The 21,135-nt window shown below is 61.4% G+C and carries 17 protein-coding genes; 8 read left to right on the forward strand and 9 right to left on the reverse strand.

Annotation, left to right across the window (positions count from 1 at the left end):
• Positions 1-320 precede the first annotated feature (320 nt).
• Together AAIE04_RS13320 and AAIE04_RS13325 are read left to right on the forward strand one after the other, a co-directional pair.
• Positions 321-1,484 carry a M20 aminoacylase family protein gene (locus AAIE04_RS13320; RefSeq protein WP_182264359.1) on the forward strand — a complete coding sequence of 388 codons (1,164 nt, stop codon included), beginning with the start codon at positions 321-323 and terminating at the stop codon, positions 1,482-1,484.
• A gap of 30 nt (positions 1,485-1,514) precedes the next feature.
• Positions 1,515-2,825 (forward strand): MFS transporter, encoded by a 1,311-nt coding sequence (locus AAIE04_RS13325; protein WP_498577102.1) that lies wholly within the window; start codon positions 1,515-1,517, stop codon positions 2,823-2,825.
• A 76-nt stretch (positions 2,826-2,901) separates the two neighbouring features.
• Here the strand turns inward: AAIE04_RS13325 and AAIE04_RS13330 are convergent, their stop codons facing one another.
• Together AAIE04_RS13330 and gloA are read right to left on the reverse strand one after the other, a co-directional pair.
• Positions 2,902-4,836 carry an exoribonuclease II gene (locus tag AAIE04_RS13330; RefSeq protein WP_498577103.1) on the reverse strand — a complete coding sequence of 645 codons (1,935 nt, stop codon included), beginning with the start codon at positions 4,834-4,836 and terminating at the stop codon, positions 2,902-2,904.
• 187 nt (positions 4,837-5,023) lie between these two features.
• Complete coding sequence (gene gloA, locus AAIE04_RS13335) at positions 5,024-5,551, reverse strand: lactoylglutathione lyase (RefSeq protein WP_498577104.1); 528 nt, start codon at positions 5,549-5,551, stop codon at positions 5,024-5,026.
• Positions 5,552-5,650: 99 nt separating this feature from the next.
• On the opposite strand from gloA, the gene AAIE04_RS13340 reads away from it, so the two are divergent.
• On the forward strand, positions 5,651-6,505 hold the full coding sequence (locus AAIE04_RS13340) for a LysR family transcriptional regulator (protein ID WP_019452680.1): 855 nt from the start codon (positions 5,651-5,653) through the stop codon (positions 6,503-6,505).
• Between the two features lie 15 nt (positions 6,506-6,520).
• Here AAIE04_RS13340 and AAIE04_RS13345 read toward each other — a convergent pair whose 3' ends face one another.
• Positions 6,521-8,827: an FdhF/YdeP family oxidoreductase gene (locus AAIE04_RS13345; RefSeq protein ID WP_498577105.1), complete on the reverse strand. Its 2,307-nt coding sequence runs from the start codon at positions 8,825-8,827 to the stop codon at positions 6,521-6,523.
• Positions 8,828-9,109: 282 nt separating this feature from the next.
• On the opposite strand from AAIE04_RS13345, the gene dacD reads away from it, so the two are divergent.
• Complete coding sequence (gene dacD, locus AAIE04_RS13350) at positions 9,110-10,279, forward strand: serine-type D-Ala-D-Ala carboxypeptidase DacD (protein WP_498577106.1); 1,170 nt, start codon at positions 9,110-9,112, stop codon at positions 10,277-10,279.
• A gap of 64 nt (positions 10,280-10,343) precedes the next feature.
• A complete protein-coding gene (locus AAIE04_RS13355) occupies positions 10,344-11,249 on the forward strand; it encodes a LysR family transcriptional regulator (protein ID WP_025159783.1) in 906 nt (301 codons plus the stop codon).
• 43 nt (positions 11,250-11,292) lie between these two features.
• Here the strand turns inward: AAIE04_RS13355 and AAIE04_RS13360 are convergent, their stop codons facing one another.
• From AAIE04_RS13360 to sapA, 6 genes are all read right to left on the reverse strand, one after another.
• Positions 11,293-12,477 carry a CMD domain-containing protein gene (locus AAIE04_RS13360; protein ID WP_498577107.1) on the reverse strand — a complete coding sequence of 395 codons (1,185 nt, stop codon included), beginning with the start codon at positions 12,475-12,477 and terminating at the stop codon, positions 11,293-11,295.
• Positions 12,478-12,895: 418 nt separating this feature from the next.
• Positions 12,896-13,708: a putrescine export ABC transporter ATP-binding protein SapF gene (gene sapF / locus AAIE04_RS13365; RefSeq protein WP_004930589.1), complete on the reverse strand. Its 813-nt coding sequence runs from the start codon at positions 13,706-13,708 to the stop codon at positions 12,896-12,898.
• A 1-nt stretch (position 13,709) separates the two neighbouring features.
• Positions 13,710-14,702 carry a putrescine export ABC transporter ATP-binding protein SapD gene (gene sapD, locus AAIE04_RS13370; RefSeq protein ID WP_019452674.1) on the reverse strand — a complete coding sequence of 331 codons (993 nt, stop codon included), beginning with the start codon at positions 14,700-14,702 and terminating at the stop codon, positions 13,710-13,712.
• Positions 14,702-15,592: a putrescine export ABC transporter permease SapC gene (sapC, locus tag AAIE04_RS13375; RefSeq protein ID WP_004930580.1), complete on the reverse strand. Its 891-nt coding sequence runs from the start codon at positions 15,590-15,592 to the stop codon at positions 14,702-14,704. Before sapC ends, sapD begins: the two co-directional genes overlap by 1 nt.
• On the reverse strand, positions 15,579-16,544 hold the full coding sequence (gene sapB / locus AAIE04_RS13380; RefSeq protein ID WP_019452673.1) for a putrescine export ABC transporter permease SapB: 966 nt from the start codon (positions 16,542-16,544) through the stop codon (positions 15,579-15,581). The genes sapC and sapB overlap by 14 nt, the downstream gene beginning before the upstream one ends.
• A complete protein-coding gene (gene sapA / locus AAIE04_RS13385) occupies positions 16,541-18,190 on the reverse strand; it encodes an ABC transporter substrate-binding protein SapA (protein WP_498577108.1) in 1,650 nt (549 codons plus the stop codon). Before sapA ends, sapB begins: the two co-directional genes overlap by 4 nt.
• A gap of 205 nt (positions 18,191-18,395) precedes the next feature.
• Between sapA and folE2 the strand changes: the two genes are divergently transcribed.
• From folE2 to zigA, 3 genes are read left to right on the forward strand one after another with little or no spacing between them, the layout of a single operon-like run.
• Positions 18,396-19,322 (forward strand): GTP cyclohydrolase FolE2, encoded by a 927-nt coding sequence (gene folE2, locus AAIE04_RS13390; protein WP_498577109.1) that lies wholly within the window; start codon positions 18,396-18,398, stop codon positions 19,320-19,322.
• Positions 19,312-19,872: an LbetaH domain-containing protein gene (locus AAIE04_RS13395; protein WP_498577110.1), complete on the forward strand. Its 561-nt coding sequence runs from the start codon at positions 19,312-19,314 to the stop codon at positions 19,870-19,872. The genes folE2 and AAIE04_RS13395 overlap by 11 nt, the downstream gene beginning before the upstream one ends.
• Before the next feature lie 10 nt (positions 19,873-19,882).
• A complete protein-coding gene (gene zigA / locus AAIE04_RS13400) occupies positions 19,883-21,070 on the forward strand; it encodes a zinc metallochaperone GTPase ZigA (protein WP_074054106.1) in 1,188 nt (395 codons plus the stop codon).
• Positions 21,071-21,135 lie beyond the last annotated feature (65 nt).

Here is a 21,135-nt window from a genome sequence, read left to right on the forward strand (position 1 = left end):
AGAAGTTTTGCCGCCGAACCGTGGCAGGTCGGATGAGAAATGTGAAGCAAGTGGGGTTTTGGTGGAAAAACAACGTGATGAAACCCCATTGGTGCAGGCTGTCGTCGCAATGTAGCCCGGCAGCGTTTCCTACTGCATTTTTAATTTTTATCTGGCGGATAATATCTAAACCCATCCCTTGCGCGATCCCTTTGGCATTATTTTTCTGTATTGCCGACGCGAGGGGTACCAATAAACGTTTTGCGTGATATATCTTGGCTCGCGCTTGAGGCGCCATTCATTTATTTCACAAATAATAAAGTCAATAAAAGGAATTAATAATGATAGATAAAGTCATTGCAGGATATTTACCGCAGCTCACGGCTATTCGTCATGATATTCACCAGCACCCGGAGCTTGGCTTCGAGGAGTTTCGTACCAGCGATTTGGTGGCGGATTATCTAAGTTCGTGGGGGTATGAGGTGCACCGCGGATTGGCGGGCACCGGCGTCGTCGGTACGCTGCGAGCGGGCGCCGGTGCGAAGCGTCTCGGGCTGCGCGCCGATATGGATGCGCTGCCGATCGAAGAAAACAACGGCAAATCCTGGAGCAGCAGCGTGCCCAACCGCATGCACGGTTGCGGCCACGATGGCCATACCACCATGTTGCTCGGCGCTGCGCGTTACCTGGCGCAAACCCGCCGCTTCAACGGCACGCTGCACCTGATCTTTCAGCCGGCGGAAGAGACGCTGGGCGGCGGCGCGTTGATGGTGGAGCAAGGGTTATTCGAACGCTTTCCCTGTGACGCCATCTTCGCCATGCACAACATGCCGGGTCTGCCTGTGGGCGAGTTTTTCTTCCGTCACGGCGCCTTTATGGCTTCGACGGACCAATTCGTCGTTACCGTGCAAGGCTGCGGTGGGCACGGCGCTATGCCGCATCTGACCGTCGATCCGGTGCTCGTGGCCTCGCATATCGTCGTCGCGCTGCAAAGCATCGTCTCGCGTAATACCGATCCGCTGGAGGCGGCGGTGATCACCGTCGGCAGCATTAAGGCCGGTGAGGCGGCCAATGTGATCCCGGACAGCGCGGAAATGCGGCTTAGCGTGCGATCGCTGGGGCGCGAGTGGCGAACCGAGCTGTTAACGCGCATTCCTGCGCTGATTCAGGCGCAGGCGCAAAGCTTCGGTGCCACGGCAATCGTGAATCACATCAACGGCGCTCCGGTATTGGTCAACGATGAGGCCATGACGCGCTTCGCGCATCAGGTGGCGCAGCAGCAGTTCGGCGCCGCGCGCGCGCACTACGGCGCCAAGCCGCTGATGGGCAGCGAAGATTTCACCTTCATGCTCGAGGCGCAGCCGCAGGGGTGTTATCTGCTGATCGGTAATGGCGACGGTGAAGGAAGCTGTATGGTGCATAACCCGGGATACGACTTTAACGATGAATGTCTGGCGGCGGGCAGCCATTATTGGGGAGCGCTGGTGGAAGCCTATTTAAAATAAACTCAAAGAATAATAACAGGGAAGGTCATAATGAGTGAAAATACGGTTGCGGCCCGGCAGGAAATAACGACGCGACCGAAAGTCGGCGGCAAGAAGGTGATATTCGCCGCCTCTTTCGGCAATGCGTTAGAGTTCTTCGATTTCGGTATTTACAATTTTTTCGTTATTTATATCAGCGTGCTGTTTTTCCCTCCCTCCAGCGCTCCCAATTTGGCGCTGCTGCTGGCGTTCGCCACATTCGGCGTCAGTTTTATCATGCGGCCGTTGGGGGGCATTTTGATCGGCGCTTATGCCGATCGCTGCGGGCGAAAATCCGCGATGATTCTGACGATATCCCTGATGAGTCTGGGCACGGCGATGATCGGTTTTGCGCCGACCTATGCCAGCGCCGGCTATTGGGGCACGATCACGCTGGTGGCAGCGCGCCTGATCCAGGGCGTGGCGGCGGGCGGCGAGGTGGGTGCCTCCATGTCGATTCTGGTGGAATCGGCGCCGCCTGGCCGGCGAGGATTCTACTCCAGCTGGGCGCTGGCGACGCAGGGCATCGCCAGCGTGATCGGCGGCGTGACGGCGTTGGGGCTCAGCGGCTGGCTGCCGGTGCTCACGGGCGATCCACAGGCCATGGCCAGTTGGGGATGGCGCATTCCTTTCTTCATCGGCGTGGCGCTGGCGCCGCTCGGTTGCTGGCTGCGTCTCGGGCTGGAAAGCGACCGGCCGCCGGCGGAGCGTACCCATGAGGCGCCTGTACCACTGCGCAAACATTCCCGGGCGGTGATGCTCGGCGTGATGTTGACCATCGGCGCCACCGTCGCTACCTATATCTCGATGTACTATCTGGGCACCTTTGCGGTCAAGTATCTGGGGATGGCGCAGACATACGGGTATGCGGCGATGCTGCTGGCCGGGATCATCACCTTCGCCGGCAGCCTGCTGGTCGGGCATTGGTGCGATCGCTACGGTCGCCTGCCGCTGATCCGCTGGGCGCGGATCGCCATTTTGTTGTTGGCGTTGCCGGTTTTCTGGCTGCTGACGGTGGCGCCGCATCCGGCGGTGTTGCTGAGCGTGGTGGCGTTGATGGTTGCGCTGACAACGTTAGGTTCTGTTCCGACGTTGTTGATGATTTCCGAGCTGTTTCCGCAGCGAGTGCGTGCGTTGGGGTTTGCGCTGGTTTATAGCCTCGGCGTCGCAATTTTCGGTGGCTTTGCCCAATATATCGCTTCCCAGTCGATCGTGCTCAGCGGTTCATTGTTGGCGCCCGCCGGCTATCTGATGCTGGCGACGCTGATCTCGCTGGCCGCGCTGCCGCTGTTGCGCGAAACCGGCGGCGATAAGTTGCAATAGCGGGTGCGAGGCAAAAAAAACGCCGGCGGTTTTCACCGCCGGCGCTTGACGCTTGTTACCGCACGCTATCCGGCCGTCAGGCCGCAGGGCGGGCGATCACGCTGCGGGTTTCCATGCGCACTTCGGCGATGGTGACCTGCAAGGTGTCGCTCTGGCGGTAAACCACTTCACCTTTGATCTGCACGGTGCCGGTTTCCTGGCTGCATTGCATCTCGTCACGCACCGCGTGAATAAACGGCGCCGGGATAAAGGCAACCGCGCCGTTGTCCAGCAGACGTACGCGCAGGCCGCCGCGGGTCACGTCGATGATCTCGGCGTTGAAACGGGTATCGGTACCGGCCTTGTCCTGCAGGAAGCGGGCGTACAGCCAGTCGCCGACGTCGCGTTCCGCCATGCGGTTCAGGCGGCGGCGTTCCGCCAGCTGCACCGTCACGTCATCCTGCGGTTTTTCCGCCGGCTGCTGGTTGATGATCGCCTTCAGCAGACGATGGTTGACCATGTCACCGTATTTACGGATTGGCGATGTCCAGGTCGCGTAAGCCTCCAGCCCCAGACCGAAGTGCGGCCCCGGCGTGGTGCTGATCTCGGCGAAGGTCTGGAAGCGGCGGATGCGGCTGTCGAGGAACTGGGTCGGCTGCGCATCCAGATGGCGGCGCAGTTCGCAGAAACCGTCGAGGGTCAGCAGCTTCTCGGCTTCGGCTTCCACGCCGTTGGCCTGCAGCACGGTGACCGCTTGCTCGACCAGCGCAGGATCGAAACCGGTGTGCACGTTGTACACGCCGAAGCCCAGGCGATCGCGCAGCACGATGGCGGCGCAGACGTTGGCGGCGATCATGCATTCTTCAACGATGCGGTTGGCGCTGCGGCGCTGCTCGGTGACGATCTCCAGCACGTCGCCTTTTTCACCCAGCACGAAGCGGTAGTCCGGGCGATCTTTGAACACCAGCGCGTGCTGGTGGCGCCAGGCGTTGCGTGCGTCGCAAACGCGTTTCAGCAGGGTAACCTGTTGCGCGATGGCGTCGCTCGGCGGCTGCCAGCCAGCAATGCCTTCCAGCCAGTCGGAGACTTCGTCGTACACCAGCTTGGCTTTGGATTCGATCTCGGCGGCGAAGAACTGAATATCGTCGCCCAGCGCGCCGTCGGCGGCGATGGTCACGCGGCAGGCCAGCACCTGGCGGCGCTCGTTAGGGCGCAGCGAGCACAGGTTGTCCGACAGGTCGCGCGGCAGCATCGGGATGTTGAAGCCCGGCAGGTAGTTGGTGAAGGCGCGCACGCGGGCGATCTCATCCAGCTTGCTGCCTTGTTCAACGTAGGCGGTCGGATCGGCGATGGCGATGGTCAGCTGCAGCGAACCGTCGCCGTTGTCGATCACGTACAGCGCATCGTCCATGTCTTCGGTGCTGGCGCTGTCGATGGTAACGAATTCGAGCTCGGTCAGGTCCTCACGGGTCAGCGCGGCGTTCGGCTCGCTGAGGGCCAGCATTTCCGGCGCCTCTTTCTCCAGATTGTGGCGCGCCAGCGTCACCCACCATGGGGCGAAATGGTCTTCACCCTCGGTGATGAAACGGGTCAGATCGGCGTTGAAGCCGCGATCGCCTTTCAGCGGATGACGGCGCATTTCCGCCACCGCCCAGTCGCCGGCCTGGAAATTGTGGGTCAGTTCACGCACCGGGCGGCACGGAATCGCATCCTTCAGCAACGGATGATCGGGCACGATGGACAGGCGATCGTCGCGCTTTTGCACGCGGCCGACGAAGCGCGAGAGGAATGGCTCGACCAGGGTTTCCGGCTCGGCGATTTCACGTTCTTTCTCGGTGTGCAGGGTGGCGATAATGCGATCCCCGTGCATGACTTTCTTCATGTACGGCGGCGGAATGAAGTAGCTTTTTTGACCGTCTACTTCAAGAAAGCCAAAGCCTTTCTCAGTCCCTTTCACGACGCCTTCAACGCGCGGGGTCTGAGAGTGAAGTTGCTGTTTTAGCTGCGCCAGCAGCGGGTTATCTTGAAACATATCGTCCAGTGAATGGGTTGTGAGTGGCAAGATTTGCGGCTGACAGTTTTACGCGAATCACCCGCTGCGAGCAAGCCTAACGTCACGGATCCCCGCGTTGCCGCCCGTTTTTGCGCAAGATCGGTCAATCGAAGTGCGATAGATGAAAAACCCCGGCGCACAGGCCGGGGTGAAGGGTGCGTGACAATCAGTCCTGCAGCGGCGTCGGCTGCAGGATTTCAATCCAGTAATCGTCCGGATCGCGAATGAACGCGACGTAGTTCATACGGCCTTCATGCAGGCGTTTCTGGAAGGTGACGCCGAGGCGCTCAAAACGCTCGCAGGCGGCGCGCACGTCCGGCACCGTGACGCACAGATGGCCAAAGCCGCGCGGCTCGTCGTTGCCGTTGTGGTAGTGGAAATCCGCCTGATTTTCGGTGCCGTGGTTATGGGTCAGTTCGAGAATGCCCGGCTGGCTCAGCGCCCAGCGTTTGCGCTCGTCGTCATCCTGCGGGATCTGCTCGCGCGGGCTGCGCGTCAGATAGCAGATGGTGAAGGCGGCTTCTTTAAACTCTTCCAGATAGACCGGGGTAAAGCCCAGCACGCGGGTGTAGAAATCCAGCGCTTTGGTCAGGTCTTTCACGCGGATCATGGTGTGGTTGAACACGTAACCGTCGGTTACCGCGTCGGGTTGGGCCGCCACGCCGGGCAGCGTCAATAAATCATTCAGTGGCATCAGTGATCCTCCTCAGGGTGTCGGCAGACTGTAGGTGAAATCGATGCTAATCTAAAGTGATTGTTTTTAACTAAAACACTTACTAAAAGTGAATGAAACATGAAGCTGAGCCAACTGAAGTTTTTCTGCACCGTGGTGGAACACAAAACCATCGCCGCCGCCGCCCGCGAGCTGCACTGCGTGCCTTCCAACGTCACGCTGCGGCTGCGCGAGCTGGAGGAGTCGTTGGGTGGCGAACTGTTTTTTCGCGACAAGAACCGGCTGTACGTCAATCCCAAAGGCCGGTTGTTCTACCAGCAGGCGCGCGACATCGTGGCGCAGGCGGAGCGCAGCAAGCAACTGTTCGCCGGCGAGTACCAGCACGGGCTGCTGAACCTCGGGGCGCTGGATTTTTCGCTGGTCAGCCATTTGCCGGCGCGTATCGCCCGGCTGCGCCGTTTACAGCCTCATCTGCAGATCAACGTGCTGAGCCGCGATTCATTGGTGTTGGAGCGCATGCTGATCGACAGCGATCTCGATCTGGCGATCAGCGATGGCCCGATTGAACATCCGCTGCTGGCCAGCCAAAAGGCGTTTGACGAACGACTGGTGCTGCTGATGCCGGCCGGCGCCGGGCAACCCGACGCCGCTACCCTGGCGGCGCTGGAGTTTTACACCTTCAGCCGCGAATGCTCGTTCCGCCTGAAGGTCGATCACTGGCTCGCCTCGCGCGGGCTGAAGCCGCGTATGACGCTGGAAATGGAATCTTATGCCGCGATGGCGGCCTGCGTGCAAGCCGGTTGCGGCGTCGCCTGCGTGCCTGGCTCTTTGCTGCCGCAGATCTTGCCAGCGCCGGGGCTGAAGGTGGTGGAAATGGGCGAGGAGGGCGTGAGCGATCTCTACTTCGTCTGGCGCAGGCATCAGCTGTCTGACGAATTGCAGACCATCCTGGAGATATTGGCGCGCCCGGCGTAAACCGGGCGCACGTTTTCAGGCAATACGCAGCGACGGTTGCTGTTCGCTGCGGCGAATCACCACCGGGATTGACTTCGACGTCGGGGTGCCGGTGCCGTCGCCGAAGCTCGCCAGCGGCACCAGCGGGTTGGTTTCCGGATAGTAGGCCGCCAGGTTGCCACGCGGAATGTCGTAACTCACCAGCTTGAACCCGTCCACCTTGCGCACCACGCCGTCGTTCCACAGGGTTTCTATCTCTACCCGTTCGCCATCCTGCAGGCCCAGCGCCGCCAGATCTTCCGGATGGATGAACAACACTTCGCGTTGGCCGTATACGCCGCGGTAACGGTCATCCAGGCCATAGATGGTGGTGTTGTACTGATCGTGCGAACGCAGGGTTTGCAGGGTAAACGGCGCTTGCTCGTCGCCCAGCTGCGGGAACAGGGTCGCCGGCAGCGCGGCGGCGCTGAATTCCGCCTTGCCGCTCGGCGTGGCGAAGCGCAGTTCGGCGGCGGCGTTGCCCAGGTAGAACCCGCCGGGCTGGTCGCAGCGCCGGTTGAAATCCTCGAAGCCGGGAATGGTGGCGGCGATATGATCGCGGATCAGCGAGTAGTCGTCGGCCAGTTCCAGCCAGTCCAGCTGTTGCGTGCCCAGCACCGCGTCGGCAATGCCGCAAACGATCGCGGTTTCCGAGCGTTGGGTATCCGCCAGCGGTTTACCGATGCCTTCCGAAGCGTGAACCATGCTGAAAGAGTCTTCGACCGTGATGTACTGCGAGCCGCTGGCCTGCATATCCAACTCGGTGCGGCCCAGCGTTGGCAGGATCAGCGCGTCCTTGCCGGTCACCAGGTGGCTGCGGTTAAGCTTAGTGCTGATATGCACCGTCAAATCGCAGTTGCGCAGGGCGCGGGCGGTGCGCTCGGTGTCCGGCGCCGCGGCGGCCAGGTTGCCGCCCAGCGCGATCAGCACTTTCACTTCGCCGCGCAGCATCGCCTCGATCGCTTCCACCGTGTTGTGGCCCAGCGCGCGATTGGCGGTGAAGTTAAAGTGGCGTTCCAGGCTGTCGAGCAGCGCCTTCGGCGACTTCTCATCGATCCCCATGGTGCGGTTGCCCTGGACGTTGCTGTGGCCGCGCACCGGGCACAGACCGGCGCCCGGCTTGCCCAGTTGCCCGAACAGCAGCTGCAGGTTGGTGATTTCGCGCACCGTCGCGATAGAGTGTTTATGCTGCGTCACGCCCATCGCCCAGGTGCAGATCACCCGCTCGGCGCCCTGGTAGGTGGCCGCCGCCTGGCGCAGTTGCGCTTCGCTCAGGCCCGACTGTGCGGTAATGGTTTGCCACTCGGTCGCGTCCACCTGCGCCAGGTAAGCCTCTACGCCGAGGCTGTGCTGTTCGATAAACGCCAGGTCGAACAGGGCGGGTTCACCGGTGGCCAGACGCTGACGGTGGGTTTCCAGCAGCGCTTTCACCATGCCGCGCACCGCCGCCATATCGCCGCCCAGATTCGGTTGGTAATAGGACGAGCTGATCGGCGAGGACTTAGGCGTCAGCATCTGCACCGGATCCTGCGGATCGGCGAATCTTTCCAACCCGCGCTCGCGCAGGGTGTTGAAGCTGACGATGCGCGCGCCGCGCCGGGCGGCGTTTTTCAGGCTGTGCAGCATGCGCGGGTGGTTGGTGCCGGGGTTTTGGCCGAACACGAAGATGGCGTCGGCTTTTTCGAAGTCGTCGATGCGGATGGTGCCTTTACCGACGCCGATGCTCTGTTTCAGCCCAACGCCGCTCGCTTCATGACACATATTGGAGCAGTCGGGGAAATTGCTGGTGCCGAGCATGCGGCCGAACAGCTGATAAAGGTACGACGCTTCGTTGCTGGCGCGGCCCGAAGTATACAGCTCGATCTGGTTCGGGTTGTCCATGCCGTTGATGTGTTTGGCGATCAGCGCCAGCGCGTCCGGCCAATGAATAGGTTCATAGTGGTCGGTTTCGGCGTTGTAACGCATCGGATGCGTGAGGCGCCCCTGATATTCGAGGAAATAATCGCTCTGCTGCTGCAGGGTGCTGACGCTGTGGGCGGCGAAGAATTCGGGCTCGACCGCGCTGCGCGTCGCTTCCCAACTGACCGCTTTGGCGCCGTTTTCGCAGAAGCTGAAGGTGCTGTGGTTGTCGTCGCCCCAGGCGCAACCGGGGCAGTCGAAGCCGCGTGCCTTGTTGACGCGCATCAGGTTGCGCATGTTTTTTAGCGTTTGTTTACTGTCGAGGACAAAGCGGGTGGTGGCTTCAAGCGAACCCCAGCCGCCCGCTGGGCCGGTATAAGGCTTGATTGACGGTTTGAATTTCATGGTGACACTTCGCAGGTGGTTGTAGCTAAAAAGTAAACGCTTTTTTATGCGTCTTGCGTATTTATGTCACAAGTTTAGGGGCGTTGCGGGGTGGCGTCTAATCGAATGGGGCAATGGCGGCATAGAGCATATCTATCGCGGGCGGGCGGTGACGTAAACAAATGGTTGCATAAAGACACCCGCTGCAAAAGAGTAATGGTTTCGTCTGAATGTGAATTAATGCAGTCTATCTCGCGGATTATATTGGTATTTTATTTAGCCTGCGGGCCTGAGGAACACAGCGTGAAGCGTTCAGTATCAGTGGTGATCGGCGGTATTTTACTGCCTTTGGCGGCGCAGGCGGCGGAAACGTCGCCCAATTTTCCCACCATGACCCCGCCGGCGATAGACGCCGCCTCTTACGTGTTGATGGATTACACCACCGGCCAGGTGTTGGCTGCCGGCAATGCCGACGAACGGCGCAACCCGGCCAGCCTGACCAAACTCATGACCGGGTTGGTGATCGACCACGCGCTCGATCAGCATAAAATTGGCCTCGAGGATGTCGTCACCGTAGGGAAGGATGCCTGGGCGCAGGGCAACCCGGTGTTCAAAGGTTCCTCGCTGATGTTCCTGAAGCCGGGTGACAGGGTCACTGTTCGCGATCTCAGTCGCGGCATCATCATCGATTCCGGCAACGACGCCTGCGTGGCGATGGCGGACTACGTGGCGGGCAGCCAGGCCAACTTCGTCAAGCTGATGAACGAGAAGAGCGCGCAGCTGGGGTTGCAGAATACCCATTTTGAAACGGTGCATGGGCTGGATGCGCCGGGGCAGTTCACCACCGCCGGCGATCTGGCGGTGATTGCGCGTGCCATCATCATGAGTGAACCGGCGGAATACCACATGTACAGCGAGAAGTCGCTGACCTGGAACGGTATCACGCAGCAGAACCGTAACGGCCTGTTGTGGGACAAAACCTTGCACGTCGACGGTTTGAAAACCGGCCATACCGCCTCGGCCGGCTTCAACATCATCGCCTCCGCCACCGAAGGGGATCGACGCCTGATCGCCGTGGTGATGGGCGGCAAAAGCGCGAAAGGGCGTGAGGAGCAGGCGCGTAAGCTGTTGACCTGGGGGCTGCGCGATTTTACCACCGCGCATCTGTTCAGTGCCGGCCAGAGCCTGGGGGATGAGCCGGTCTGGTACGGTGCAAGCCATCGCCTGCCGGTCGGCAGCGCGCAGGACCAGTCGCTCAGCCTGCCGAAAACCGAGGCGGACAAGCTGAAGGCGCAGTACGTGCTCAACGTCGCGCGGCTGGAAGCACCGATCAATAAAGGGCAGACCGTCGGCGAGATCCGCATCAGCGACAATGGCCAGGTGGTGAAAACCCTGCCGCTGGTGGCGCTGCAGGCGGTGCCGCAAGGTAGCGTGTTCTCACGGCTGATGGATTACGTGAAGCTCAAACTCTGACTCACCGGGCGGGCGGCGGCGCCAGGTGGTATACTGGTGCGAATGCCGATCATTGAGCCGCGCTATGGATATTAAACAACTGATTTATTTGTGTAATTTAGAACGAGAACGCCACTTCGGCCGGGCGGCGGAGGCCAGCTTCGTTAGCCAGCCGACGCTATCCATGCGATTGAAAAATCTGGAAAAAGAGCTGGGCGTTTCGCTGATTAACCGCGGCAACCATTTCGGCGGTTTTACCGCCGAAGGCGAGCGGGTGCTGGCATGGGCGCGTGAGATCGTCTCGGTTTACCAGGGGCTGAAGCTGGAGGTGGAGTCGCTCAAGCATGGCTTGCATGGCACGCTGCGCCTTGGCGTGGTGCCGCAGTGCAGTATCTCGGTATCGGAAATGCTCAAGGCGGTCAGCGAGCGTTACCCGCACCTCGATTACCGGCTGGCGGTGCTGAGTGCCGATCAACTGCTGGAGGCGCTGACGGCGCATACCGTCGACATCGGCATCGGTTTTTTCGAGCTGTCGACCTTGAAGGAACTGCATTTCCAATCGCAACCGCTGGTGGAAACCGGCGTCGAGCTGGTGTTTCATCCGCAGCATTTCCCGAAGCTGGTGGGCGATGCGCCGTTGCCGCTGGAGGCGGTGGCCGCGTTACCGCTGTGCCTGGCCGAACCGACGCGTTACTTCCGTCGTTATCTCGATCAGCACTTCCGTGACGCTGGGTTGACGCTGCACCCGCGGCTGGAAACCGCTTCGATCTTCCAATTGCTCGAGGGCATTTTCGTCGGTTTGGGTTGCGGCTTGTTCCCGCGCGGCCAACTACAATCACCGCTGATGCCGGCGTTGCAGCGGCGCCCGGTGGCCATCGGCGCCATGCCGCGTCATGCGGCGGTGGTGGTCGATATGGCGGAGCGCGCTACGCCGCTGGCGCAGAAGTTTTTCGACGCCGCCAGCGAGTGGCTGCGGCGGCAGAATATCTGAGGACAGGCTGTCTTGCGGCCGAGGGTAAGGCCGCAAGCGCTATTCAGTCGGAGACGGTGAAGGTTTCAGCATCGCCCAGCGTTTGGCGCAGGCGGTTTTCCCAGGCGTAAAGCGCGGTGGTAAGGATCACCTCCAGCGCCTGTGCCTGATCCAGGCCGCTGTTGAACAGCGGCTGCACGCTCTGCGGAGTGAACTTCTCCGGCGCGCGCGTCAATTCGGCGGCGGTGCGCATCACCGCGCGTTTTACCGCGTCTTCGGTATACGCCAATCCCTGAGGCAGCCCGGCGAACAGCGCCTCGGCCAGTCCGTCGTCCTGCAGCTCTTGCGCCACCGTCGCCGCGCAGTAGCGGCTGCCGTTGATGCGCGAGACCGCCAGCGTCGCCAGCGCCTTCAGGCGGGCCGACAATCCATATCCTTCGGCATTGATGCCGTTAAACACGCCGTTGCGCTCACGCAGTGCGGCGGCATCGTGCGCCAGCAGCAGGTAATAAGATTCGGCGCGCGCCTGCGGGTGGCTTTGATCCAGCACATCGAGCTGTTCGGCGGCGGCGTTTTCCGTGTCGATTGGCGGCAGGTGCGCAGTCCAGCTTAACTCTTCGGCACTGAAAGCGACGCCATCGGCGTCTTCGACGTTAGGGAAACCGGGAACCACCACCGCCGGCCGGCCAGCCAACGCCGCGATGCCTGCCACCACGCGCGCCTGATAGCTGATAAAACCGATGACTTGCGAAAAGGTAACGATATCCGCCGGGCTCAGCCCGACGTCGCCAAGCTGTTGCAGCGCCTTGCGGCAAATCAGCGTGGGCTGGCTGGCAAGCTGACGGGCATATTGGGTGATCTGAGCGAGGCGGATATTGCTTTCCCGGGAGGCGTCCGGGCTATGCAGCGGGGCGAGGCGGGCGGCGTAGTGGCTACAAAGCGATTGCACCCCCGTCACCTGAGCGACGGTCAGGGCGGTGCTCAGGCGATCGTAGGGTGACAATGTCACGTAGCGCGATAGCTGCACATGGTCGGGAAACAGGGCATGGTAGCCGGCCAGCGAAGCGCTGAACACCCCGGAGCGGGCGCTGAGCGCATTGTTTAATGCTTCATCGGCAAAGGCGCCCAGCCCCAGCAGAAAACGATCGCGATGGGTGGCCGCCTGCGGCTCCAACGGCGCATCGCCGCGCACGCTGCTTTGGGTTTCGTGATACCACTGGGCGTTATGTTGTCGACGGAGTCGTTCCATAGGGTCAATCCTTAATCATGATCAACAGCCGCCGCTGCGCTGGCAGCGACGGCTGGACAAAGAGGCAACATGCCCGCAGGCGGGGCGAAAGGCGGATTTAGCGCAGCTCATCGCAGCACAGGGCGTGGCCGTAAACAGAGAAACCGGCGGCCAGGGTGAGCAGAAACTGCGTGAGGCGGCGATGGCGAATGCTGTTCATCAGTGCGATATCCTGTCGTATGAGAAGCGCAACGTAGGGGATATCCTCACCGATCGCCCTGGCGAGATAAAATAATGTTACGGACTAATCAATAACTGAAAGGAATAAAATATAAGGATATATAACAATAATGTAATTTGTATGTGCGCTTTCTCGCTAAGCGGCAGGCGCGCGGCAATAAAAAACCCGCCGCAGCGGGTTTGGAAGTGAGGCCATAATTCAGAAACGGCCGCCGTCGCGCCGCCAGGCGTCGGCGGTCAGCGCTTCGCCGAAGTGGCTGGCGATAAGCCGCTTGGTCAACTCGTGCAGCGGCGCCGCCAACACTTCGGCGGTGCTGCCGCGCTCGACGATTTCCCCTTCGTGCATCACCAGCACCTGGTCGCTGATGTGTTTCATCATGCCGAGGTGCTGGGTGACATAGATATAGGAAATACCGTGTTTTTCCTGCAATTCCAGCATCAGGTTGATGATTTGCGAGCGCATCGACATATCCAGCGAGGCCAGCGCCTCATCGGCGACGATCACTTTAGGCTGCAGGATCAGCGCACGCGCCAGCGCGACGCGCTGTTTCTGCCCGGAAGCCAGCATGTGCGGGTAGTAGTAGGCGTGATCCGGCAGCATGCCGACCTGGCGCAGCGTCTGGTTGATGCGCTGCTCGCGCTCGGCGGGCTCAAGATCGGTGTTCAGCCGCAGCGGCGCGTCCAGCAGCTGGCCGATGCGTTGGCGCGGGTTGAGCGAGGTACTCGGATCCTGAAAAATCATGCGAATGCGCTGGCTGCGGTAGCGATAGTCGCCGAATTCCAGTGGATGATCGTCGATCAACAGTTCGCCGGCGGTCGGCTCCACCATGCCGGAGAGCATCTTCGCCAGCGTGGATTTGCCGGAGCCGTTCTCGCCGATTACCGCCAGCGTCTGGCCTTCGCGCAGGGTAAAGCTGACCGATTTCACCGCCTCAACGTGCTGGCGGCGGAACAGCCCGGTGCGATAGCGGTAGGTTTTGCTCAGGTTGCGCACTTCCAACAGCGTTTCCATGTTATTGCTCCTCCATGTTCAGCGGGAAGTGGCAGGCGAAGAAGTGGTTCTTGACCGGGCGCAGGCGCGGCGTTTCGATACATTTCTTCTGCGCGTAAGGGCAACGCGGCCCCAGACGACAGCCGATCGGCAGGTGTTCCAACGAAGGAATGGCGCCCGGCAGCGTATTCAACCGGCTCTTGTGCGGCAGCGAGCGGCCGAAGTCCGGCATGGCGCGGATCAGGGCCTGGGTGTACGGGTGGTGCGGCGCCGCCAGCAGCTCTTCGCACTGGGCGCTTTCCACCGTTTGCCCGCAGTACAACACGTTTACCCGGTCGGCCCATTTGCTCATCATTTGCAGGTCGTGGCTGATCAGCAGAATGGTGGTGTTGTTGTTCTGATTGAGGCGCGCCAACAGGCGGAAAATCTGCGCCTGGGTGGTCGGCTCCATGGCGTTGGTAGGCTCATCGGCGATCAGCAGACGCGGCTGGTTGGCCAGCGCAATGGCGATCATCACTTTCTGGCATTCGCCTTCGGTCAGCTCGTACGGGAAGCTGCCCATGATGTCGTCGTGATCCTTGATGCCGACGCGGTGCAGCAATTCGATAGCGCGGCGTTTGCGCCAGTTGAAGCGCTGCCACCAGCGGCCCTTGTAGGTCCACCCTGGGATGGCTTGCGCCAGCTGGCGGCCAATGCTCTCGGAAGGATCGAGACAGGACTGCGGTTCCTGGAAGATCATTGACACGTTGTGGCCCACCAGCCTGCGCCGTTCGCGCGGGCTCAGCTGCAGCAGGTCGATGTCGTCGAAGCGGAAACGATCGGCGGTGACGCGCCAGTTGTCTTTGGTCACGCCGCAGATGGCTTTGGCGATCAGGCTCTTGCCGGAGCCCGATTCGCCCACCAGGCCGCGCACCTCGCCCTCGGTCAGCGTCATGCTGACGCGGTCGACCGCCTTGACCGGCCCTTCGGCGGTCATAAATTCAATCGTCAGATTGCGGATATCGAGTAACGGCATTATTCCACCCCGGCATTGATTGCGCGGCGCATACCGTCGCCCAACAGGTTGACCAGCAGCACGCTGACGAGGATGGCCGCGCCGGGCAGCATCACCGTCCAGGGTGCGACGTACACCAGCTCAAGCGAATCGCCAAGCATCGCTCCCCATTCCGGCGAAGGCAGCTGCGCGCCAAGATCGAGAAAGCCGAGCGCGGCGATATCCAGAATGGCCATCGACAGCGCGCGGGTGAATTCGGTCACCAGCACCGCCGCGATGTTCGGCATGACCGCGTACCACAGGATTTGCAGCGTGGAAGCGCCGTCGAGCCGCGCCGCCACCACGTACTCTTTCTCCAGTTCGTCGTGCACCGCGCTGTAGATGGTACGCACCATGCGCGGCAACAAGGCGAGCCACACCGCCAGCATGGCGTGTTCGAGTTTGGGGCCGATAAACGCCACCACCACGATCGCCAACAGCAGAGACGGGATAGACAGCAGGGTATCGAGAATGTGGTTGAGCACCGCCGAGCGCAGCCCGTGAGTGACGCCGGCGAACACGCCGAGGATCACCCCGCAGAACGCCGCGGCCAGCGTCACCGCCAGCGCCGAGCCGAAGGTGGCGGCGGTGCCGGTCAACAGACGGCTGAGGATGTCGCGCCCGAGATCGTCGGTGCCGAGGAAGAACGACACATTGCCGTAACGCGACCAGGAAGGCGGCAGCAGCTGATAACCGAGGAACTGCTGATCCAGCGCGTAGGGCGCCAGCAGGCTGCCGAACAGCGACAGCAGCAGCAGGGCGATCACCCCGTAAAAACCGATCATCGCCAGCGCGTCGCCGTAGAAAATCCGCCAGGTGTAGCGCAGCGGGCTCGGCATCTTTTTTTCGCGGTATACGTTATCGAAGGGCATACCATTCCTTATGTTTCAGCGGGTTGGTTGCCGCGCCCAGAATGTCGGCCAGGACGTTAATGGTGATCACCAGCGTGCCGACCACCATGACGCCGGCGGAGATCGCCGCATAGTCCTGCTGACGGATGGCGTTAATCAGCCAGCGGCCGAGGCCGGGCCAGCTGAATACCACTTCGGTGATCATCGCCAGCGTCAGCATGGTGGAGAACTGCAGCCCCAGTTTGGGGATGATCGGCGGCAGCGCATTGTGCAACACGTGGCGGCGAATGATGGTGAAGCGCGACAGGCCGCGGGTGGCGGCGGCCTTGATGTAATTTTGGCTCAGCACGTCGTCGGTGCTGATGCGCATCAGGCGCACCACTTCGGTGGTGGGCGCCACCGCCAGCGCGGCGATCGGCAGGATCATGTGGCGCAGCGCGCTGCCGATCATTTCGTTGCGGTACGGCGAATCCGACAGCCAGGCGTCGATCAGCGCGAAACCGGTGATCGGCTTCACCTGATACAGCAGGTCGAAACGGCCGGAAACCGGCAGCCAGCCCAGATGCAGCGAGAAGAACAACATCAGCAGCAGCGCCAGCCAGAACACCGGCATTGAGAAGCCCAGCAGCGCGAAGGTGCTGATGGCGGTGTCCTGCCACTTACCGCGCAGCACGCCGGCGATGATGCCCAGCGGAATGCCGATAAACAGCGCCAGGGCGAAGGCCAGCAGGCACAGTTCCATGGTAGCCGGGAACACTTCGCGCAGCTGTTCGCTGATCGCCTGGCCGTTGATGCTGGAAACGCCGAAGTCCCAGTGCAGCAGGCTGACGAAGTAGAACTGATAGGCGTCCAGCAGGGCGGCGCCGTTCAACGGCGCGCGCGGCGTGAAATAGCTCAGGCTGAAGCTGACCAGCGTCAGGAAAAACAGCGTGATCAGCAGCAGCAGGATGCGGCGCAGGGTAAAGATAATCACTTTTTCACCTCCGGCGCGGATTCACGGTACACCCCGGCGAACGAGGCGTTGCCGAACGGACTCAGCACCAATCCCTTGATGTCGTAACGGTAGGCCTGCAGGCGCAGGGAAGAGGCCAGCGGCAGCACCGGCAACTGCTGCTCGAGAATTTTCTGCGCCTTGCGGTAGTTGTCGATGCGCTGAGACAGTTGCTGCGACAGCAGCGCGTTTTGCAGCACCTCGTCGAAGCCCGGGTCACACCAGTGAGCATAGTTGGTTTGCGAACGGATTGCCGCGCAGCTCAGCAGCGGCCGGAAGAAACTGTCCGGATCGTTGCTGTCGGTGGCCCAGCCGGTCAGGGTCAGGTCGTGGTTCATCTCCATCAGGCGCGCTTCCTGGAAGCGGCCTTCCACCGGTACGATGGTGACGTTGATGCCCACCTGGCCGAGATCGGCCTGGATCAGCTCGGCGGTCTTCAGCGGGCTCGGGTTATAAGATTGCGAGGCGGTCGGCACCCACAGCTTCAGGTTCAGCTGGCCGACGCCGGCCTGCCGCAGCATCTCGCGCGATTTGGCCGGATCGTACTCGGTGACGTGCGCGTCGTTGTCGTAAGCCCAGGAGGCGCGCGGCAGGATCGAGGCGGCGGTTTCCGCCGTGCCGTAATAGATCGACTGCATCAAGCGCTGATTGTTGATCGCCAGCGAGATCGCCTGGCGCACGTTGAGGTTGTCGAGCGGCGGTTTGCGGGTGTTGAACGCCAGATAGGCGATGTTCATCCCCGGGCGCAGCGTCAGGCGCAGGCGCGGATCGTCGCGCAGAATCGACAGCTGGCTGGCCGCCGGATAGGCCAGCACGTCGCACTCGCCGGTCAGCAGCTTGGAGAGGCGGCCGGTGCCGCCGGCCCCCAGATCGATCACCACCTGCGGCATGCGCGGCAGGCCTTTCCAGTAGGCGGCGTTGCGCGCCAGACGAATATATTGCCCCGAGCGGTATTCGTTGAGCAGGAACGGGCCGCTGCCGACCGGCTCGCGGTCGATCAGCTCCTGATGGCCCTCGCGCGTCAGCACGTCGGCGTATTCGGCGGACAGCACCGGCGCGTAGTGGGTGGCCAGGTGCCACAGGAACGAGGCGTCCGGCGACTGCAGACGAATCTCCACCGTGTAGTCGTCGAGCTTTCTCACGCTCTGCACCGAATCGCCGAACTGCAGGCTGTCGAAATAGGGATATTCGCCGCCGTTAACGTCGTGATACGGGTGTTTCTGGTCAAATACGCGCGCGAAGCTGAACACCACGTCGTCGGCGTTCATCTTGCGGGTGGGCGTGAACCAGGCGGTGGTCTGGAACGGCACGTCTTTACGCAGATGGAAGCGGTAGGTGGCGCCGTTGTCCAGCACTTCCCAGCTTTGCGCCAGTTCGGGGATCAGGCGATAGGTGTACGGGTCGACGTCCAACAGGCGATCGTACAGCTGGGCGGCCAGAGTATCCACCGTCAGGCCGCTGCTGGCCATTTGTGGGTTGAAGGTATTCAGTATGCCGCTGACGCAATAGACAAAGCCGCTCTGGCGAATGTCCGGCAGCGTCGCCGCGACGGGCGCGGGCGGTGTGGTCGTGGCCAGGGCAGAGCCCGTCAGGCACAACGACAGTATCCAAAGGGGTAAACCACGCATAGAGGCTCATGGGTTTAATCAGCAATAGCGTTAGTGTATCGCACTCTGACCAGCAGCCCAATCCATTGAGCAAAATCGCTGAGTTTTCTGCTACTTGATTAAGCAAGGCGGTTCGCGACGTGAAAAAAATCTTATTTGATATGTTATAACATAACAAAATCATGCTACCGTTCCTCGGCAAAGTCACAATAACGCAAGGGGATGTATGAACGAAGTTGCACTTCCACCACGCCGTTCGCTGCCAGACGCTCAGGCATGGCGCGGCGAAATGAGTGATGTCGGGCTCGATTGGGTCGGGATGCAAGGGATCGCGCTGCCGCTGGAGCTGGCCGGCAAGCCACTGATGGCCAAAGTCGACGCCGGCATCAACCTGCGCGCCGAAGCGGCGGGCGAACGCGGTATTCACATGTCGCGGCTGTATCTGGCGCTGGACGAATTGACGCAGGGCGAGCTGACGCCGCAGCGCATCGGCCGGACGCTGCAGGCCTTTCTGGATTCGCAGCCGGAGCACAGCGATCGCGCCAGCCTGACGCTCAGCGGCGAGCTGTTGTTGTCGCGCCCGGCGCTGCTGTCGCCGCAGCGCGGTTGGAAAGCCTACCCGCTGCGCATCGAGGCGGCGCTGGCGAACACACTGACGCTGGCGCTGACCGTCGGCGTGCCTTACTCCTCCACCTGCCCGAGTTCGGCGGCGCTCAGCCGCCAGCTGGCGCAGCAACAGTTTCAGTTTGACTTTGAACAGGCGGCGGAGCGTGTCAGCCAACGGCAGGTGAGCGATTGGCTGCTGGAGCAGGGCATGCCGGCCACGCCACACAGCCAGCGCAGCTGGGCCTGGGTCACCGTGACGCCGGATAATGACCGGGCGTTCGAACCGGTAAAACTGATCGACCGCATCGAACACGCGCTGGGCACGCCGGTGCAAACGCTGGTGAAACGCCGCGATGAGCAGGCCTTCGCGCTGGCTAACGGCCAGAACCTGATGTTTTGCGAGGATGCGGTGCGGCGTCTGTATCGCATGCTGCGCAGCCAGTGCGACTACCGCGCCTTCTCGCTGCGCGTCGAACATCAGGAGAGCCTGCATGCCCACAATGCGGTGGCGGAGCTGAGCTGGCGGGGAGAGAATCATGCTGCGTAAAAATCCCAGCGGCCATCTGCCGCAGGTCTCGCCGCTGGCCTACATCGATCCCACCGCCATTCTATGCGGCCGGGTGATCGTCGAAGACTTCGTCTACGTCGGCCCTTATGCGGTGATCCGTGCCGACGAGCTGAACGCCCGTGGCGACATGGAGCCGATCGTCATCGGCTCGCATTCCAATATTCAGGACGGCGTGGTGATCCACTCCAAAAGCGGGGCGGCGGTCACCATCGGCCGTTACAGCTCTATCGCCCACCGCGCCATCGTCCATGGCCCGTGTCGCATCGACGATCGGGTGTTTATCGGTTTCAACAGCGTGCTGTTCAACTGCCACATTCAGTCCGGCTGCGTAGTGCGTTACAACGCGGTGGTGGACGGCGTGACGCTGCCGGAAAACAGCTATATCCCGTCAACCGAGCGTGTGGGGCCGGACAGCGACCTGTCGCGTTATCGCCAGGTCGATCGCGGCGCGCTGCAATTCTCCGAAGAAGTGGCCGCCACCAACGTCGAATTGGTGCGCGGTTACCAGGCATTACGCAATGAATTTTAATGAGGTTCCCATGAAGCAACTTCCCGTGACCGTGCTTTCCGGCTTTCTCGGCGCCGGCAAGACCACGGTGCTGAACCATATCCTGAACAACCGGCAGGGCATGCGCGTGGCGGTGATCGTCAACGATATGAGCGAGGTGAACATCGACGCCGCGCTGGTGGAAAATGCAGTGCATCTCGATCGCCAGGAAGAGAAGCTGGTGGAGATGAGCAACGGCTGCATCTGCTGCACGCTGCGCGAAGATCTGCTGGTATCGGTGCGCGAGTTGGCGCAGGACGGGCGTTTCGATTACCTGCTGATCGAATCGAGCGGTATCTCCGAGCCGCTGCCGGTGGCGGAAACCTTTACCTTTGAGGACGAAAAAGGCGAAAGCCTGTCGCAGTTCGCCCGGCTGGATACCCTGGTGACGGTGGTCGACGGGGTGAATTTCATCCAGCAGTATCAACAGGCGCAAAGCTTGCAGGAGGCCGGCCAAAGTCTGGGCGAGGACGATCTGCGCAGCGTGGCGGATCTGCTGATTGAGCAAATTGAGTTCTGCGACGTGATTCTGGTCAGCAAGACCGATCTGTTGACGCAAACGCAGCAGGGCGAAGTGATGGCGCTGTTGGCCAGCCTGAATCCCGACGCCCGCATTGTGCCGATCGCGCCGGGAAAACTGCCGCTGGAGGCGGTGCTGAATACCGGCAGCTTCAGCTTTGAAAAGGCGCAGCAGGCGCCCGGCTGGTTGAAAGAGCTACGCGGCGAACACCTGCCGGAAACGGAAAACTACGGCATCAGCAGCTTTGTTTATCAGGCGCGGCGGCCTTTTGCGCCGGACAAGTTCTACCGGGTGATCAACGGCGATTGGGGCGGCGGCCAGCTGCTGCGCTCGAAAGGCTTTTTCTGGCTGGCGACGCGGCCGCGGCAGGCCGGGCAGTGGAGCCAGGCCGGCGGCATCGCCCACTATGGTCTGGCGGGCACCTTTTGGCGCGCCATTCCACAAGACAATTGGCCGCAGGATCCCGAAACGAGGGCGCATATTCAGGAAAAATGGGTGGAGCCGTTCGGCGACATGCGCCAGGAGCTGGTGTTTATCGGCCAGCATCTGCAGCAGGCGACGATCGCGCGTCTGCTGGACGATTGCCTGCTGAGCGACGACGAAATGGCCGCCGGCGTGGACTATTGGCTGGATATGGCGGACCCGTTCCCTGAGTGGTAATTGCGCAATCTTCGTGTGGTAATGAGAAAAATTCTCAACAAAGTGCTTTACAGACGATACTGATA

Source organism: Serratia sp. Ae19-1 (genome assembly GCF_059801225.1).

What these genes read in the sequence shown, in the direction of transcription:
- AAIE04_RS13320 (WP_182264359.1), top strand. Translation starts at nt 321, where the DNA reads ATGATAGATAAAGTCATTGCAGGATATTTACCGCAGCTCACGGCTATT.
- AAIE04_RS13325 (WP_498577102.1), top strand. Translation starts at nt 1,515, where the DNA reads ATGAGTGAAAATACGGTTGCGGCCCGGCAGGAAATAACGACGCGACCG.
- AAIE04_RS13330 (WP_498577103.1), bottom strand. Translation starts at nt 4,836, where the DNA reads ATGTTTCAAGATAACCCGCTGCTGGCGCAGCTAAAACAGCAACTTCAC.
- gloA (WP_498577104.1), bottom strand. Translation starts at nt 5,551, where the DNA reads ATGCCACTGAATGATTTATTGACGCTGCCCGGCGTGGCGGCCCAACCC.
- AAIE04_RS13340 (WP_019452680.1), top strand. Translation starts at nt 5,651, where the DNA reads ATGAAGCTGAGCCAACTGAAGTTTTTCTGCACCGTGGTGGAACACAAA.
- AAIE04_RS13345 (WP_498577105.1), bottom strand. Translation starts at nt 8,827, where the DNA reads ATGAAATTCAAACCGTCAATCAAGCCTTATACCGGCCCAGCGGGCGGC.
- AAIE04_RS13355 (WP_025159783.1), top strand. Translation starts at nt 10,344, where the DNA reads ATGGATATTAAACAACTGATTTATTTGTGTAATTTAGAACGAGAACGC.
- AAIE04_RS13360 (WP_498577107.1), bottom strand. Translation starts at nt 12,477, where the DNA reads ATGGAACGACTCCGTCGACAACATAACGCCCAGTGGTATCACGAAACC.
- sapF (WP_004930589.1), bottom strand. Translation starts at nt 13,708, where the DNA reads ATGGAAACGCTGTTGGAAGTGCGCAACCTGAGCAAAACCTACCGCTAT.
- sapD (WP_019452674.1), bottom strand. Translation starts at nt 14,702, where the DNA reads ATGCCGTTACTCGATATCCGCAATCTGACGATTGAATTTATGACCGCC.
- sapC (WP_004930580.1), bottom strand. Translation starts at nt 15,592, where the DNA reads ATGCCCTTCGATAACGTATACCGCGAAAAAAAGATGCCGAGCCCGCTG.
- sapA (WP_498577108.1), bottom strand. Translation starts at nt 18,190, where the DNA reads ATGCGTGGTTTACCCCTTTGGATACTGTCGTTGTGCCTGACGGGCTCT.
- folE2 (WP_498577109.1), top strand. Translation starts at nt 18,396, where the DNA reads ATGAACGAAGTTGCACTTCCACCACGCCGTTCGCTGCCAGACGCTCAG.
- AAIE04_RS13395 (WP_498577110.1), top strand. Translation starts at nt 19,312, where the DNA reads ATGCTGCGTAAAAATCCCAGCGGCCATCTGCCGCAGGTCTCGCCGCTG.
- zigA (WP_074054106.1), top strand. Translation starts at nt 19,883, where the DNA reads ATGAAGCAACTTCCCGTGACCGTGCTTTCCGGCTTTCTCGGCGCCGGC.